The sequence below is a fragment of the Paenibacillus sp. J22R67 genome (assembly GCF_059692175.1).
Window position 1 is genome coordinate 719279 of sequence record NZ_JCAUAX010000003.1, and the last position, 17301, is coordinate 736579.

Annotated in this window: 9 protein-coding genes and 1 pseudogene; 8 read left to right on the top strand and 2 right to left on the bottom strand. The window is 43.4% G+C overall.

Annotated features, from left to right (window positions below; all coding sequences use genetic code 11):
• Positions 1–468: 468 nt before the first annotated feature.
• Positions 469–1356 (bottom strand): AraC family transcriptional regulator, encoded by an 888-nt coding sequence (locus AC58VC_RS15255; protein WP_497369580.1) that lies wholly within the window; start codon positions 1354–1356, stop codon positions 469–471.
• Positions 1357–1573: 217 nt separating this feature from the next.
• Here AC58VC_RS15255 and AC58VC_RS15260 point away from each other — a divergent pair, with 217 nt between their 5' ends.
• The 8 genes and pseudogenes from AC58VC_RS15260 to AC58VC_RS15295 all read left to right on the top strand — a co-directional run bounded on the left by AC58VC_RS15260 (position 1574) and on the right by AC58VC_RS15295 (position 16045).
• Positions 1574–2329 carry an SDR family NAD(P)-dependent oxidoreductase gene (locus AC58VC_RS15260; RefSeq protein WP_497369581.1) on the top strand — a complete coding sequence of 252 codons (756 nt, stop codon included), beginning with the start codon at positions 1574–1576 and terminating at the stop codon, positions 2327–2329.
• Positions 2330–2964: 635 nt separating this feature from the next.
• The gene (locus tag AC58VC_RS15265; RefSeq protein ID WP_497369582.1) at positions 2965–6762 is read left to right on the top strand and encodes an S-layer homology domain-containing protein; all 3798 of its coding nucleotides are present in this window, start codon (positions 2965–2967) and stop codon (positions 6760–6762) included.
• A gap of 202 nt (positions 6763–6964) precedes the next feature.
• Positions 6965–7483, top strand: a complete 519-nt coding sequence (gene msrA / locus AC58VC_RS15270) for a peptide-methionine (S)-S-oxide reductase MsrA (RefSeq protein ID WP_497369583.1) — start codon at positions 6965–6967, stop codon at positions 7481–7483.
• A gap of 75 nt (positions 7484–7558) precedes the next feature.
• Positions 7559–8235, top strand: a pseudogene (locus AC58VC_RS15275) (HAD hydrolase-like protein).
• Between the two features lie 201 nt (positions 8236–8436).
• Positions 8437–9576 carry a response regulator gene (locus AC58VC_RS15280; protein ID WP_497369584.1) on the top strand — a complete coding sequence of 380 codons (1140 nt, stop codon included), beginning with the start codon at positions 8437–8439 and terminating at the stop codon, positions 9574–9576.
• Between the two features lie 236 nt (positions 9577–9812).
• Positions 9813–14744, top strand: a complete 4932-nt coding sequence (locus tag AC58VC_RS15285) for an S-layer homology domain-containing protein (RefSeq protein WP_497369585.1) — start codon at positions 9813–9815, stop codon at positions 14742–14744.
• A 134-nt stretch (positions 14745–14878) separates the two neighbouring features.
• Positions 14879–15679, top strand: coding sequence for a polysaccharide deacetylase family protein (locus AC58VC_RS15290; RefSeq protein ID WP_497369586.1), 801 nt, complete (start codon positions 14879–14881; stop codon positions 15677–15679).
• A gap of 66 nt (positions 15680–15745) precedes the next feature.
• Positions 15746–16045 carry a DUF6509 family protein gene (locus tag AC58VC_RS15295; protein ID WP_497369587.1) on the top strand — a complete coding sequence of 100 codons (300 nt, stop codon included), beginning with the start codon at positions 15746–15748 and terminating at the stop codon, positions 16043–16045.
• Positions 16046–16113: 68 nt separating this feature from the next.
• Here AC58VC_RS15295 and AC58VC_RS15300 read toward each other — a convergent pair whose 3' ends face one another.
• On the bottom strand, positions 16114–17250 hold the full coding sequence (locus tag AC58VC_RS15300; RefSeq protein ID WP_497369588.1) for a GGDEF domain-containing protein: 1137 nt from the start codon (positions 17248–17250) through the stop codon (positions 16114–16116).
• Positions 17251–17301 lie beyond the last annotated feature (51 nt).

The following is a 17301-nucleotide window of genomic DNA, read 5'->3' on the forward strand; positions in this document are numbered from 1 at the left end:
AACCTTGTAGAAACATTAGGTGCTGATTGTATAAATTTACTGTTACCTGATGGAAAGGTGGCGTTTGCATGGAAGAAACGCTACGACCTATCTTCAAATATTTGGAAGTGACTTCTGAGGAATCAGGCTTTTTGTCCGAGAATTATACCAGTCGTTGAAGCGATAGGCCATGTTTGGTGTTACTGGAAGATCGGAACAAAAGGTGGTAATTATGGGTACAAATCAAGCAGGACTAGTAAAACTAAATCAATCAATGAGCGATTTAGAATGTTCGACCCAACAATATAAAAAGATAAATCAAATGAAGAAAAAAGGCAGCATACACCGTGTCAGGCTTATATGCATATTGTTGGAAACGGTGTATTAATTTCTTTAAGCACCCCCTATAATTTTTTTATGCACTGTCTGTGTCCGCCCTCTCCGACTTTTCACTCTACATAAAAATTCCAATAAAAAGATGTCAATGATCTAATCCCTTGTGCTTTCGATTCGTCTTAGTTTCTTCGTGTCCCGAGCTGCAGATGAACCGAAGAAGCGGGAGTACTCTCGATTAAACTGTGAAGGACTTTGATAGCCAACATGAAATGCGGCACTGGTTACTGAATAGCCCTCAAATGCAATGAGATTTCTAGCCTCCAAAAGCCTTAATTGCTTTTGAAATTGAATAGGACTTAAACCGGTTGCCCTTTTAAACTGACGGTGAAAGGTATTTATAGCCATACCAGATTTTGATGCCATATCACCAATGTCTATTGGCCTCATAAAATTTTCACGAAACCATTTTACAATCTGGGAAATATTAGATAAATTACTTTCCTGCAGACCAAATTGCCTCAGATTCCATCCTTGTGGTCCCATCAGAACGCGATAAAGAATTTCGCGCTCATAAGCTGGTGCAAGAGCTGGAATATCTTTTGGTGTTTCCGATAATCGCAATAAGCGCAGCCATGCCGCCATAAATTCAATGTCTATTTCACAAGCTGCGAAATGCTCGGAAGCAGTTGGGATTAGATTTTCAGGGAGATCTCTTAATAAACACTGAAGAACATCCTGATTCAACCTAAGACCAAGGGACATGTAAGGACGGCCATCACGATCTGGGTGTACACTCGCTGTTGCAGGAACATGTACCGGTAACACGTAATAGGATGGCCCTTTCAGGTCTGTGTAACGCTCCCCAATGGAAAGAATCTTTGTTCCTTGAACCGTAAAACCAATCATCGGCTCGTAGAGCGCTGCAAGTTGATGTGCGGGTATGTCTCCCTTAATCATACTTAGCCCTGGTACTCCAGTTTCAATCGGTCGAGTGCTTGCACTTTTCATTAGATCAATAATTTCATTAAGGATTATATTCATACACTTATTTTATTACACGACTTCTTATTCCTCAACACCACTATGAAATGATTCGGCACTTTTAGGCTCTTCTTGTGATAATTATTAGGGATAATCCGGATTCTTTGAAAGGGTCTATGGTGTTTTTAGGCAATAAAAAGGCATGATTGGATCTATATTATTTCAGTAGATACGACTAAAATTAAATCCAGATCGAACACAAAAAAGGAGAGATCTTATGAAAATTGCAATTGTAACAGGTGGAAGTAATGGCATTGGAAAAGCGACGGCTCTTGGGCTTGGCAAGCGCGGAATTAACGTCATTCTCACATACAATTCCTATAAGGACCGTGCGGAAGCTGTCGTTAAGGAAATTGAGAAGAATAGTGGAGTTCGGGCATTAGCACTGAAGTTGGATCTGACTCAACTATCATCATTCGAAGGTTTCGTTCTAGAAGTGAAAAAGAACCTCAAAGAAATTTGGAATAGAACGACTTTTGATTACTTAGTTAATAATGGCGGTATTGGCGGGCCAATGATGTTCTCTGAAATGAGCGAAGAATATTTCGACAAGATTCTTAATACGAACTTCAAAGGACCGATTTTTTTAACACAACAGCTTGTCGGATTCATGAATGATAATGGAGCCATTGTAAATACCACAAGTTCATCAAGGAACCAATCATTTCCAGGCTACTCCGCCTATGGATCGTTAAAAGCAGCGTTCTCAACTTGGACTCGCTACATCGCCAAAGAACTTGCTCCTCGCCAAATTCGGGTCAATGCCGTTTCTCCTGGTCCTACGCACAGCAATTTTGGCGATGGAGCATTCGATAAACATCCTGAATTTATTAAGCCGTTGGCTGAGCAATCTGTATTTGGTAGAATCGGCCAACCCGAAGATATTGCGAAGGTCATTGTGAACTTATTGTCCGATGATTTCAGCTGGGTTACTGCCCAGGACATTGAAGTGTCTGGCGGACATTTGCTTTAAGAATGCTGTCCATTTGAGCAATGACGATCGGAAGAGATAAAAAGGGTGTCCCATCGTCATATATTGCCATCACTATATTCCGTTGCACATAGGTGGAAAAGACACAATGCTTACCTATTGCAAACCTTTAGTTCATGATATAAAGGCAGCTGGAATACTAACAACTGGCTACTGTTGTCTGTTGATGTAACGTGCAGCTTAACTTAAAAGTGTATTGAATAAAAGTAAGCATAGATTGTGAACGAATATTGAACATTGGTAGATTAATGATTTAAAATGGCATATATCGACATATTTCTAGAATAATCTATTTTATTATATTGTTGCAACTCTCATTCGTGGAATATTTTGGATTAAACGGGCGCTGTAAGGAGGGAAAAGGGCAGGCTTTGGGTAGGGAAATTTTTGAAAACATGTACATATCAACGCTGTACGAAGGATGCCAGCAAATTGGTCGGTGAATATGACTCCAGGTTGTGCGAAATTGAGAAGTTCATGGGCCATTAGGAGTAAAAATATGATTGAAAGGATGCTGATATCAAAGATTCTTGTCTGGGATGCGATTCTAAGGCATTATCAAAATCAAAATTTGGTTATTTCAAGTCATAAATCATATTTTATTGGAGGGAATATTTATGAAATTAAGGCTACACTTCAGAGGCTGGATTCCTCTTGTTCTGGCCGGCACAATGGTATTATCATCCTTCAGTATAGCTGCTCACGCATCAAATCCAGTCGCTACGACCACTTCTACACGTTCAATTGCTACGTCCGATGCTTCAAATGTCTGCGCGCCAACCTTTCAAGAGAGGAATATGCTTGCTACACCATATTCCCCTGATGCTGCTTCTAGCACAGCCCAATTTGCGTCTGACGATGTTAATAATGTGGGAAATGTTTCTCAATCCAAGGCTCCGACTCCCGTTTCTTTAATGCTGGATACGCTTTCGGATACTTCACTTTACGAAGGAGAGCAACAACAGGTCCATTTGACACAACTCTACAGTGATGGCTCAACAATCGATGTGACTAAATTCGCAAAATGGTCTTTTTATGATGAGAATATTGCGAACGTGACCGTGACTGAGACAGTCTACGGTATTGGAGAAGCAGTCCTACATGCGAAATCTGTCGGCGATACAGTTATCACAGCTACATATAACTCTGAAGCTGGAGTGCCTTTCTTCGTCACGGTTTTTCCTAATATGCTGCCAGATGAGACGCTGAGCGTTACGTTGTTAGAGGAAAATGTCAAGATGAAGGTAGGCACTTCTAAGGAAATGTTGGCTATTCGAAGCGACCTAAATGGTATCAGAAAGGATGTAACAACCCAAGGACAATGGACTTCCCTTGATCCAAGTGTTGTTTCTGTCACCCCAGATGGGATTATTCAGGCCAAACAATTAGGCAAAACATATATCTATTTTAAATATGATGGTTTAACCGCTACGGCTTTGGTTGGTGTCGTTGAAGCAAATGGACTATCGACCAATGAGCCGAGTGTAGAGTTGCTGCCCTCTGATCAATTTATATTGGTTGCCTACTCCGAATTAAGTGATGGCACTCAGACAGATGTATCTGAAATGGCGGCATGGACGGTTAAAGACCCCGAGATCGCTACCGTTGAAAATGGCGTCGTCAATGCCGTTTCAGTTGGAACTACAGAGATTACGATTTCCTATGATTCACACACCTATCAAGTACCGGTAACGGTGACGAACAACCTGCGTAATCCTGTGTTACTGGGGCTGGACATTAATCCGCCAAGCCTCACGCTGGATATGGGGGAGAAATCTAAACCTATGAAAGTTACCGGCATCTACAGTAATGGAACAACGAAAGACCTGACGGATCAAGGAATCGAATGGCGAACGGGAAATATCGTTGTTTCCATGGAAGATAATTCAGCTGTAGCAAATGCAGGAGGCTCTGGTCCAAGCATTATTTCAGCTACTATTGAAAACCGAACGGCTTATGTTCCGGTCTATGTGAAGCAAGATCCTAACACGCCGCCGATCGAGACACATATTTTTACTTCGCTTAACGTTACTCCGGATGTGAAGACATTACAGGTTAATGCTACGCAAGAGATTCAAGTAGAAGCCATTTACAACTTTGGTTCAGATATCGCTAAAAATAAAGATGTTACTCAGATGTCCACGTATACGTCTTTAAATCCCGATATCGTATCTGTAAGTCCAGCAGGGACGATTACAGCCCTGAAGGAAGGAAGCGCAACAATCACGATTTCTGCATTTTCGTTGACGAAATATCTCGCGATTACAGTTACCCCAGGCGCTCCGAAAGCTGCTGCAGTAAGTAAACAATTGACGAGCATAGTGCCGAGTGCAAGTAAAGTGAGGCTTGATCTAGCTAAGGGAGCCCAGCAACTGACTGCACAAGCACGTTATAGTGATGGTTCTTCTGAAGATGCTACAAATGCAAGCATCTGGACTTCCTTAAACCCTGGCATTGTTCAGGTAAAGGATGGTGTTTTAACCCCGGTAAGATCAGGTACAACTCAAGTTTTAGTACATGAGGGGAATTCAACAGCATTAGTTGAGATATCTATCGGTGACGAGGGAGCCGTACAGGCCTCTTCTAGCGTACATGCTTTTTATCGAACTTCTGAGGCGATCATTCAGAAAAATGGTATCATTCCAGCACGCCTTCAAGCGGCTTTAGACGACGGTAGAATTGTTGACGTTACGGAGAGTAATGGAACGCTAGGGTCAGAACTGGCTCCCACAGTGTGGCGTATAGATGAACCCACAATTGCTACGGTTCATGCAGGTATGATAAAAGGCCTTGAACTCGGACAGACAACTGTAACGGTAAAATATGGGGACTATCCAACCATTAGAATTCCAGTTACTGTACAATCGAATGCGGGTCCGATTACCATTCTTGGTTTATGGGTAAATGATCTTAATGTCAGAGTTTTCGAGCCAAATACGGAAGTGCCTGCTCATCCCGCATATGTGCAATTCAGCAATAATCAAGTTGTTGAGGCGAACGATGTAGGTGACTGGTGTACAACTGATCCATCCGTTGTAACCGTTGACGACCATGGGAATCTTAAGACTACCGGTCTCGGAGAAGCCTATGTAAGATTTATGATTGATGATCCGAATACGGGTACGCATTTGAATGATCAGATGTATGTTAGAGTGAATAAGCCTTCCTCGCTATCTTACTATGGTGACGCTGATAACGTGAACATACCAGTGAATAGTGAGTACCGGCCTACCATATTTGCATTTTTTCCAGACGATCCTCGCCATCCGTTTACTGTTGAGGATAACGGGATATGGAGATCTTCGGATGACTCCGTTGTTACGGCTACGGATGCAGGCCTTATTCTTGCACAATCCCCTGGCAAAGCAACGCTTACGTTTTCTTATATGGGGCTAACGCTCGATCTTCATGTCATTGTTGGGGAAGCAGTTGTGAGTGGCGTAATTTCGATTTTTGCTACACCAAGTTATGTGATTCAAAAAGTCGGAGGGACCGTGAAACCAACCATTACGGCTATGTACATAGATGGTAAAATTGAAGATGTGTCTTCAAAAGTCCGTTGGTTGGAAACAAGTCCCTATGTAGCTAATGTATCCTCGAATGTGATTGCGGCTAATTCGACTGGAGCGGCAGTAGTTGGCGCGGAGTATGGAGGGGCAATCGTCGCTATTCCAGTTGTCGTTAAAGGAGCTAGAACAACTGGAAATGATTCAAATGATTCAACTGCTCCAACTGCTCCAGTGTCTTCTACGGTACCAGAGAAGCCGGCAATACCGGTGGTGCCTGAAGCAAGTAAACTATCCTTTATCGACGGTGTGAATGCAACCGCTTTGAAATCGATCATCGCGCAGGCACTGAAGAATAAGACAAAGGTGACTTACTCGGATCTTTCTGATCAGTCATGGAGCGCGTCCGCAATTACGATCGCGAGCCACATTGGTTTTGTGCAAGGATACTCGGATGGATCTTTCCAACCGAAAGCGAACGTAACTCGGGCTGAATTTGCTACGATGTTGGCACGTGCACTAGGCGTTACAGGTAAGTCTGGAGCGTTGTTCTCCGATGTTAGTGACACAAGCTTTGCAGCGGATTCGATTCGCACCTTGCAAGCAATGGGATTAATCGATGGTTATGACAATGGTACATTCAGGCCAGATCAGGTCATCTCCCGCGCTGAAATTGCATCCATTCTAGCGAAAGCTGTGAAGATCTCAAAATCTTCGGGAGTCGGTCAATTTACAGATGTTGATGGTCACTGGGCGGCAGATGCGATTAATGCCCTGGGCGAGCAGGGTATTATTGAAGGCAAAAGCACTCAACTATTTGAACCTAACTCCAATACGACCCGTGAGGAGTCGGTAGTCTTAATTCTACGTACACTTGGTAAAGTGCTTGATCTTGATTTGAAGCTATAAAATGCATTCCAAACGATCCCCCCTCTTTCGGCTGATGTCGTGTAGGGGGATTAGCTTTACCCTCGGTATGATTCAATTGGCTGTAGTGACTGCCATTGGTTGGATCTTGGGCTTGGTGAAATGGACTTGTTGAACACAAATAATTATAATAAGTATCTATACAAACAACCATATCATTCATTATGGTGAAAGGAGTATACCGATGATACAAAAAGCGACTTTTGCCGGTGGCTGCTTCTGGTGCATGGTAAGTCCATTTGAAGAACAACCGGGCATTCATGGTATTGTGTCTGGTTATATGGGCGGTACCGTGGAGAATCCAACTTATGAACAAGTAAAGACTGGGGAAACCGGTCATTTGGAAGTTGTCGAAATTACGTTTGACCCGGCTATCTTCCCATATGAGAAACTGCTCGAGTTATATTGGCCTCAGATAGATCCTACCGATGATGAAGGACAGTACATTGATCGCGGTAGTCAGTATCGTACAGCTATTTTTTATTACAATGAAGAGCAGCATGAGCTTGCTTTAAAATCGAAAAATGAGCTTGGGCAAAGCGGACGTTTTGATAAGCCGATAGTAACGGAGATCAGGCCGGCAGCTACATTTTTTCTCGCAGAAGAGTACCACCAGAATTACCACATCAAAAACCCTAAGGCATATAAAGAAGAACGGATTTCCTCTGGGCGCGATGCTTTTGGTGAAAAATATTGGAAGTAATAAAAACGCAGAAAGGAAGCAATCCCTTCTCATGGGGAGGATTGCTTCCTTTTCGATGTAAAGGAGAGGGAAACCTTGCTACACTCAATCATTTTTGATATGGATGGAACACTATTTCAAACGGATAAGATTTTAGAAATATCACTCGAAGATACGTTTAATCAATTAAGATCGCGGAATAAGTGGAATAAAGAAACGCCTATTGAAAAATACCGTGAAATTATGGGTGTACCTTTACCCAAAGTATGGGAAGCTTTGTTACCCAATCACGCTAAGGAAGAAAGAGAACAAACGGATGCCTATTTTTTGCAAAAATTAATTGAGAATATAAGGAGTGGGAAAGGCGCTTTATATCCTAATGTTACGGAAGTTTTCAGTTTTCTAAAAAGCAATCATTGTTCAATTTACATAGCAAGTAATGGTTTAACGGAATATTTAAAAGCAATTGTAAGTCATTATCGTTTGGATAATTGGGTTACTGAAACATGCAGCATTGAGCAAATTGATTCGTTAAATAAATCAGATTTGGTTCAAAATATGATAAAAAAGTATAGTATTACTAATGCAGCAGTAGTAGGAGACCGCCTGTCGGATATTCTTGCAGCCAAAGACAATGGTTTAATGGCAATAGGATGTAATTTTGATTTTGCACGAGAGGATGAACTTTCTCAGGCTGATATTGTCATAGATGACTTAATTGAGCTAAAGACGATCGTGTCGCAATTTTAAAATATAGTTACGTTAGCTTGTAAGAGGGTACAAAAGCTGTAACCGCATATTTGCTGTTACGGCTTTTTTGGCGTGGGGAAGCGCAATCTATAGGGAGGTGATTCAAAAGTCATGGATTTTTCCTGAAAAACAGGTATAATGACCTATGAATCCTAACGGTTTTAGGGAAAGAACATACATATAAATGAAACGTTTCATATGGATTCTGAAAAGAGGTGATGAGCATGAGAGTGCTCATAGTTGATGATGAACCATTAGCTCTAAAGAGTATGGAAGAATTACTCGGCCATCATGCGGAGATTGAGATTGCAGCTTCCGTATTAGATCCCAGGGAAGCTCTGGTTCTATGCGGGCAGACCAGATTCGACGCTGTTTTCCTTGAGACGGTAATGCCTGAAATTGGTGGTATGGAGCTTGCTGCGAGGATATCATCTTTACAGCCAGATGTGCATATTGTCTTCGTTACTTCTTTTGACCAGTATGCCGTTCAGGCATTTGAATTGCAGGCATTAGACTACCTGCTGAAGCCAGTCTCAGAGAGACGTTTGACCAAAACAATAGAAAGATTGCGCAGAGCGTCAGGTAACCTAGGTCGCCTCCCAACACCAATAATTCGGTATACGCAGCTTGGATGTCTCGGCACCTTGTATTGGATGAAGGAGTCTGAAGAGATCCGTACCTTTTCTTGGCGAACAAGCAAGACACAGGAACTATTCACCTTTCTGCTGCATCAAAGGCGTGGGCCAGCTATACGTAAAGAGGCTATTCTTGACGTACTGTGGCCGGAACAAGATCCAGTCCGAGCGACTGTGCAGCTGCATACGACCGTTTATCAAATTCGTAAAATGTTGAAAGAACAAGGGCTTGCCATTCAAGTTGTGTATGAGCAGGAGGGCTATCGTCTGCAGCTTAATGATATTCGAGTGGATGCGGATGTATGGGAACAAGAGTGTGCCAAAGTACCGGTACTAAATGTTGCTTCCATAGAAGCATATAAACAATCGCTTGCTATGTACAAAGGAGACTATTTTGCAGATTCCCCGTTTCAATGGCTGGAAGGGGAGCGGGAGCGTTTGAGGCTGCTCCGGTGGCAGTATCTCCAAAAGTTTGCTGATTTCTGCCTGGCACAGGAGCTGTTGCCGGAGGCGAGGGATGCCTTTCAGCAGATGAAAGAACATTATCCTCTTGTCGAAGCCGGATACTGGGGGTTGATGCAAGTTCATGTGAAGCTTGCCAATTATGCGGAAGTTAAGCAGCAGTATGATACGCTGCGGGCTCGTCTTGAGGAAGAGCTTGGCATCTATCCAAGTTCGGAGATAAGAGAATGGTTTGTAGATGTGTTTGAACAAAGACAACTCACTTAATATAGGAGTAACCGCCATGTCTGGCGGTTTTTTTGATTTTATAAGGACTTTTTACCTACTATTTTGTCAAATGTTCAGATATTGTTCAGTGTTATGTAGTTTAATGTCGAAAAGCAGAAGTTTTCCTAGGACTAAGGTATCATCTTTTGGTATTTACATAGGTCATTGCCGCCAATCTGGGATGGGTTGATGCTGCGTTTGCATGAACAAAATAAGATCGGGTAAGGAGAACGAAGATGAAGAAAAGATTGTTTAGCAAGCCCTTCTTGTCACTAGTAGCGGCTTCTTCTATCGCGGTTGGTGTACTGCCTCAAGCAGCTTGGGCTACCCCGTTATCACAAGATGGCTACACATCATTTGTAACCACAGATAATTGGGGTGGCGGAAGTATTGGTAACGAGCCGAAAGATAATGATTTGGACTCGTATACCCCCGCCACATCAGATAGCAGCGACGGTGGTGATATCCGCAAAAAGTATGATCCTAGCAGTGGCTCGATGATCAAAAATGGAACCGCTGTGAAGTACCCGTTTGAGTTCAAAATCCCTGTTCCTGCGGAGAGCTTGCCGCATACGAGCGCTTATTTATTAATTCGCGCTTATGATGTGGATGAAGAATCGGGAGAATGGGATCGTGTGTACCTCTCCAATTCTCCTTTGGCTCTCACAGAGAATTCAAACCTTCCAAATGGCTATACGGAGCCTGAAACATGGGGAGATACCTATAAAAAGAGTTTCCCGCTTGCTAATTATGTAGGGGCGCTTTCAGGAAACAACGTCAAATGGAATACAACCGTATTTAAATTAAATCTCGATCAGGTGAGCGCGGGAGATAACTATGTAGGCATTTCTGTTCATTCTAATCCAAAGGTAAGTAGCTTTAACAGCGGTTGGGAGACAACGATTGATTGGGGACAACTTATTTTAGATGGCGGCAGCCGCACGACTGGTGAGTTGAAGGATGTTAATATTGGCGTTGTTAATGGCAAAGTAACGGTAGACACGACCGTGCAACAAAATGGGGAAGGTAATCATTTCCTGATCGAGGCAAACGTTATTGATAAAGACGGGAACAATATCGCGACGGAAGTTCTGAAGGTCCCCTTAGAAAATGACGGACGACCTCTGCAAATTCAATTAAACAACCCCAATATTGATGCGAGCAAAGAATATACCGTCAATATTATTTTGTTCGATGAAGAGCCGGAAACAACGGGGCCGAATGCGGGTGTTTCGGGTTTAGTGGTTCCAACGAAAGCAGAGCATATGTATTCTATTTCGACAATTCAACCGAAGGTCGGAAATATTGCTAAGACAGGATTTCAGTATGATCCGACCGTGTTTCAGGCAAATGATTTTAAAAATCAATATTTCGTTAACAACAACGTCGCCTACGGAGAGAAACTTGAGAAAATTCAAATCAAGTCGCTTCCTGCAGCAGCCATTGGTAAGCTCCAGTTGAATGGTACAGACGTAGCCCTCAATCAGGAAATCCTCAAGGGGAATTTGGGGCAGCTTAAGTTCGTCCCAGTTGCTGCTGGATTTACGGGTACAGTTACTTTTGACTGGAATGGTAATAATGGTACGAAGTACGCGGAAACCAATGCGACCGTAACCATTACAGCCAACACTGCGCCTATCGTAGATAACATCAGCAAGAGCGCAAATAAAGGCTCCGAGATTCCTTTTGTGTTAAGTGATTTCGAACAGGCAACAGTGGATAGCGATACATTAACAAAAGTGAAAATTACAACGCTGCCTGAAGCAGGGACGCTTGTATGGAATCATATCCCTGTGACGATCGGACAGGAAATTCCTGCAGCCGAGTTAGATAAACTGAAATTCGTGCCTGCCGAAGGTCAAACCGGTGGCGTGTCTTTTGAATGGAACGGGTTTGACGGCAATCAATATGCCAAGGATGCGAAGCAAGTTTTGATCACAATCAACACGCCTCCAACAGTAAGTTTAATACAAAAAGCAGGGCTAACGGGAGAAACGATTTCTTTTTCCGAAAATGACTTTGTTAGTCATTATCAAGACATCAACACGGATCTTATGACCAAAGTGAAGATTACGTTACCTAGCGGATTCGACCAAAAAGGAAAGCTGTGGTACACCGATGTTACGACGGCTGTCTATCTGCCAGCTGGTAGTTCAACTGAATTAACGGGTGCTAATCTTGATTCGTTGAAGTTCTCACCGACAGCTGAATTGCCCAATGGCAGTGGTGTGACATTTAGTTGGTTAGGTTTTGACGGGAAGCAATATGCCGAGATGGCAGCGGCTGTCACCATTGCTTATAATGGAAAGCCAGTTGCGGAGCCTCAAACGGTAAAAGCTGAACAAGGTAATCCAGCCATTCTGGTACATTTAACGGGGAATGATCCAGAGACTGTAACGGGACTGGTGTATGGCATCGTGTCTCAACCGGCTAAGGGAACTTTAACGCCTACTAGCGAGCCTGACATCTACACGTTTACTCCAAATGCTAGTTTCGAATATGGGCATGATAGTTTCGCGTTCACGGTAACGGATGCAGATGGTCAAGTCAGCCAACCAGCGATTGTGACGATTCAAATCAATCGTACATTAGACGGTTGGGTTGGCAATAAAGAGCAAACCGATATGACTACAGTAAAAGCTCTGCCCGGTGAGCCATTGATGCTAAGAGCAGTGAGCTCGTTGCTGGCTGATCAAGTGACCGCGACCATTAATGGTACTGTCGAATCGTTGATGCTTATGAATGCAAGCACAGCAGTGGCTGACGGGTACAAACTATGGGAGAAAACGAACTTTGTCCTCTCCCAAGAGACTTATGCAGGCAGTTACGAAGTTACATTTTCATCTGTACAAGGCAGTACGCCATTGCCTGCGGAGACTGTGCTTGCTAATAACCGCTTTGAGGTTATTCCTGCTACATTGAAACTAACGGCTAATCCTGAAAAAATCGTTGGAGACGGTAATTCCAAGACTGAACTTCAAGCTTTGCTGACGGATGAGGATGGAAATCCAATTCAAGGTGTAGAAGTTACATTTTCTGCACCAGCAGGGATCGGTTCGTTCGTTGGCTCGAATAAGGCAATTACTAACTCACAAGGGCTTGCGACTGTTACCTACAAGTCATCTAAGATAACCAGCGATATGGAACAAAATGTTCCTGTGAAAGCCAATGTACACGATATCGAACGCAGTCTAGCGGCAGAAGATGAAATTCAAATTGTCTTCCAACCGGCTATCATTAGCGGTGTGATTACACAAGGTGGCACTAATCAGGTTGTTACTGGCGCTACTGTGAGAATTACGCTTGATTTGAATGGCGATCATGTCATCGATGCTGAACATGATTTTATTCGGACGGTTGTTACGGATGAGCATGGTGCCTATTCCGTTCCTGTTCCACAGGGCGACAAGGTCTACGATTTGGAATTTACGCAATTAGTTAACATTGGTGGGAATGCAACGCCGATTACGTATAAGCAAAAAGCTGTGGTAGGTACCATTACTGGCGGTGGCGACGAGGAGTTTAATTCTGTCAAAACAGTTACGGGTATTGTTCTATTGAAGTCCTCCTCCGGTGAATCGAATATGCTCAGCGATGAGGCCAAAGGCAAGACGAAAGTGTATTTGAAAGATCAGTTTGGCAATTACACAGTGGCTCCGCTGCAAGCAAGCGGCGTGTTTAATGCTGAAGGTTTAACCATTGGCTCCTATAGCATGGAAGTGCGCTACGAGTTAGCGCAAGGTCAGGAAATCGTTATTAAGCGCAGCAATGTTACCGTGCTCTCCAACGGGGAAATGAACATTGCCGAAGAGTTGATTGACCCTTATGGTACAGTAACTGATGCTGTTACTAATGCCGTAATACCTGGAGCGAAGGTGACTCTCTATTACGCCAACTCCACTAGGAACGGTGTGAAAAGCGGCACCAAGGTTACGCTTCCAGCTATTCCTGGATTTGATCCCAACAACAATGCAAGCCCAGAGCAAAATACAGATGTAAATGGTTTGTATGCTTACATGGTTTATCCGAACACCGACTATTATTTGGTCGTTGAAAAAGCAGGTTACGAAACGTATATGAGCCCGATGATTCCCGTAAATGCTGATATCGTTAGACATGATATTAAGCTGAATCGTCCTTCAACTGATAACGGGTATGGTGGACCTGCAAGAAATCCAGTCACTTTGAGTCTTTCTGTGGACAAGAATCAGGTGGAGGAAGGCACATCTTCATCGATCCTTGTTAATTACAAGAATACAGATAGCTTCACGGTTAACGATGGGGCTATTACGCTGCAATTACCTGACGTTCTGGAAGTTATCGACGCAGATGGAGGGAAAGTCGAGAACAAGACGATTACTTGGAAAATAACAGATCTAGCAGTTGGAAAAAGCGGCAAGCATACGATTGTTGTCAAATGGCCGCAATTAACTGAAGCCAATAAGGAATTCGATATTCCTGGGGTGTTTAAGGCAGGGCAAGCAGATGGCAAGGAAGCAAGCTCGGATGTGAAAGTTAATGTGTTTTCTAACCGCTTCGGGAATTTGCAGCATCAACGTTATATTCTCGGATATCCAGACAAACAGTTTAAACCGAATAATTCCTTGACTCGTGCCGAGCTAGCAGCCATTGTTGCAAGATTGACCGAGAACCAAACATTGAATGAGTCGCTTCCATACAAAGATGTCTCTAATAGCCATTGGGCGGCCAACTATATCAAAATTGTTACAAAGCACAATTATTTTAGCGGTTATGCAGATGGCAACTTCCGGCCAGAGGCGCCGGTGACGCGTGGCGAATTGGCCTCCGTTATGACTCGTTTCCTGAAGTTGAACGTTAGTGATCCAACCAACCTCCATTTCACGGATGTCAAAGAGCACTGGGCTGCCGCAGCCATTGAGCAATTGTATAACGGGAAATTCCTTTCCGGTTATCCGGATGCGACATTCAAGCCGAATGATGCGATCCGCAGGGTAGAAGCGGTAACGATGATCAACCGTATGCTGTACCGTGGTCCGTTAAAAGGCGTCAACGCGTTATTCCCTGATGTCAGCTCTGATCACTGGGGCTTTGGCGATGTACAAGAAGCAACCTTCTCTCATGAAGCTTCTCGAAATCTGGATGCTAGTGAGCAATGGAAATCGAACCTGAAAGATGATGTTCAGTAAAGTAGAGAAAGCAGGGGCCTATCTAGGTGCCCTGCTTTTTTTGTTTGGATTTAGCGGAATTTCACTTGCAGAAATCGGACAACCCTAAGTAAAATATGGTAGTAACTTTATTACGTACTTATGGGAGGAAAGCAATGCGCATTCGCAATGACCGATTTCCTGGCGGGGTTCACCAAGCCCTAACCCTTAGTTATGATGACGGAAGAGTACATGACCGTAGACTCGTGGGGAAGTTAAATGAATACGGGATCAAAGGAACGTTCCACTTGAACAGTGGCTTTTTGGGCAAAGAAGGCTATGTGACAGCGGAAGAAGTTGCTTCTCTTTTTACAGGGCATGAGGTATCCGCGCATACGGTTGATCATCCATTTCTGGAGCAATCTCCGACTGATCAAATAGTGACGGAAATCATGGACGACCGCAGAGCTCTAGAATCGCTAGTTGGCTATCCCGTCAGGGGGATGAGCTACCCTTTTGGAACACACAGTGATCGCGTAGTTTCGCTGCTGCCTGCTCTTGGCATTGAATATGCGCGAACCGTAGCAAGTCATGGGAAATTCCAACTACCGGACGATTTTCTTAGGTGGCATCCAACCTGTCATCATAAGCAGATGATGGAGTACGGGGAGCAGTTTATCAAACTTGAACAAAGGCACACACGCATGGCTCTGTTCTATGTATGGGGACATAGTTATGAATTTGAAAACGATAACAATTGGGATCTTATCGATCGTTTTGGAGAGATGATTGGCGGGCATAGCAACATTTGGTACGCAACCAACACCGAGATCTTCACCTACTTACAGGCAGTAGAACAGTTACGTTACTCAGTAGATCGTCATCTAGTACACAATCCCACAGCGACTTCCGTTTGGATCAGTGTGGAGGGAGACTCCGTAGAAATTCCAGCGGGACAAATCGTGAGGTTGATCTGAGGTATGTGTGCGATTCTTCCCATAATCAGGTATACTAAAGCCTGCAGATGAAAAAGGGGGGATACGATGTTTACGACTACGAGTTATACGGTTGAAGTGATCAAAGATCCGTTCGGTATTTTGACCGGACGACGATACGAATTTCTCATAGACATCGAGGTTGAGGAAGATGATGAGTTGTACTCCGAAAGCGGATTGTATATTCGTGCGATCTATAACGTTGAAGAAGGCAAATCAGGTCTATTGAAATATGAGCTTTATGAGAAAACGACGCAACTGTACCTGGATTTTGAACTTGAGGATGATGAAATCGCGGAAGTAGAGGCATTTTGCAAAGCGCATGTGCTAGAAGCGGACGACGAGTAGAAGGAATAGCAACGAGTGAGGGGCTGTCTCGTGGGTCATTATAGACCTTGGAGACAGCCTTTTTAATCTTAAGAATATTTGACGACCTTGTTTTTCCCGGTTGTTTTGGCCTTATACATGGCCTGATCCGCTTGCTTGATAAGCTCCTCGGCGCTTACGCCGTTTTTGTATTTGCTGTACCCAATGCTGGCGGTAACGATGGTTTCCTTCTCAATACGGCTGCGAACGCGCTCCGCGAATACATCCATCTTGACACTCGGATCCGTAACCATCACGACCATCTCTTCCCCGCCGTAACGGCCTGCAATGCCGCATTCCTCGGCTTCATCCTTCATAATTTGCGCCACTTGCTTGAGCACATCGTCGCCCATTTGGTGGCCCTTGGTATCATTTAATTTCTTGAAATTGTCAATATCACTGAACAAAATATAAATAGGAAGATGTCTTCCAACATACTGCGAAACACGATTGTAGAAAAATTTGCGATTATACAAGCGAGTTAGTCCGTCCGTGATGGATGAATTATAGATGGCCTGCATAAGCTCAACGACACGATCAAACAGCATGATAAATAATAAAAAGTAGAAGACGATCGGCAAAATATTGCCCGCGAGGGTCAGCCAAATCTGATCATTCCCATACATATACACATTGATTAAATGACAGGTTTGGATGAAGAAAAAGATCGTAAGCGCCCATTGATACTTCGCTTGTTGACCAATATAAGGAGGTATCATGTAAAAACACAGAAAGATTAGCACAAAAACATAAAGCTCAAGACCAATGTCTTGCAGCAGTCGAACTTGCTGAATCGTTCCGTTGTACATTTGAGGCACACTAAAATGAAGAATAGAGACAACGAATCCCATAATGATCAAACCATAGAAAAATATGTACTGTTTGCGGTGCGTTCGGTTGTATAATTGATAAACTCCAAAATTCAAAAGTACGAATGAAACGATTTTCAGCATTAACAGCACATACGCCGTTAAGCTTGTATCTAGCGCTGTGAGCAAGACGTATATCTTAAGCAGGTAATGAATGCCAACGAAAATAACGGAGAAGGTCATGGACATGTACCCTTTTTTACGACGATCAAGAAACAATCGAAGTGAAATAACGAACATGAGTGTCACAATGACCAATACGATAGCATTCGATAATAATGAAGCTAAATCACCGAACATGAGATCAACAGCTTTCATGCGTTCCCCCAAAAAACCTATTTTTCGACAAGATGTGATTCTATTATAAAG

What these genes read in the sequence shown, in the direction of transcription:
- AC58VC_RS15255 (WP_497369580.1), bottom strand. Translation starts at nt 1,356, where the DNA reads ATGAATATAATCCTTAATGAAATTATTGATCTAATGAAAAGTGCAAGC.
- AC58VC_RS15260 (WP_497369581.1), top strand. Translation starts at nt 1,574, where the DNA reads ATGAAAATTGCAATTGTAACAGGTGGAAGTAATGGCATTGGAAAAGCG.
- AC58VC_RS15265 (WP_497369582.1), top strand. Translation starts at nt 2,965, where the DNA reads ATGAAATTAAGGCTACACTTCAGAGGCTGGATTCCTCTTGTTCTGGCC.
- msrA (WP_497369583.1), top strand. Translation starts at nt 6,965, where the DNA reads ATGATACAAAAAGCGACTTTTGCCGGTGGCTGCTTCTGGTGCATGGTA.
- AC58VC_RS15280 (WP_497369584.1), top strand. Translation starts at nt 8,437, where the DNA reads ATGAGAGTGCTCATAGTTGATGATGAACCATTAGCTCTAAAGAGTATG.
- AC58VC_RS15285 (WP_497369585.1), top strand. Translation starts at nt 9,813, where the DNA reads ATGAAGAAAAGATTGTTTAGCAAGCCCTTCTTGTCACTAGTAGCGGCT.
- AC58VC_RS15290 (WP_497369586.1), top strand. Translation starts at nt 14,879, where the DNA reads ATGCGCATTCGCAATGACCGATTTCCTGGCGGGGTTCACCAAGCCCTA.
- AC58VC_RS15295 (WP_497369587.1), top strand. Translation starts at nt 15,746, where the DNA reads ATGTTTACGACTACGAGTTATACGGTTGAAGTGATCAAAGATCCGTTC.
- AC58VC_RS15300 (WP_497369588.1), bottom strand. Translation starts at nt 17,250, where the DNA reads ATGAAAGCTGTTGATCTCATGTTCGGTGATTTAGCTTCATTATTATCG.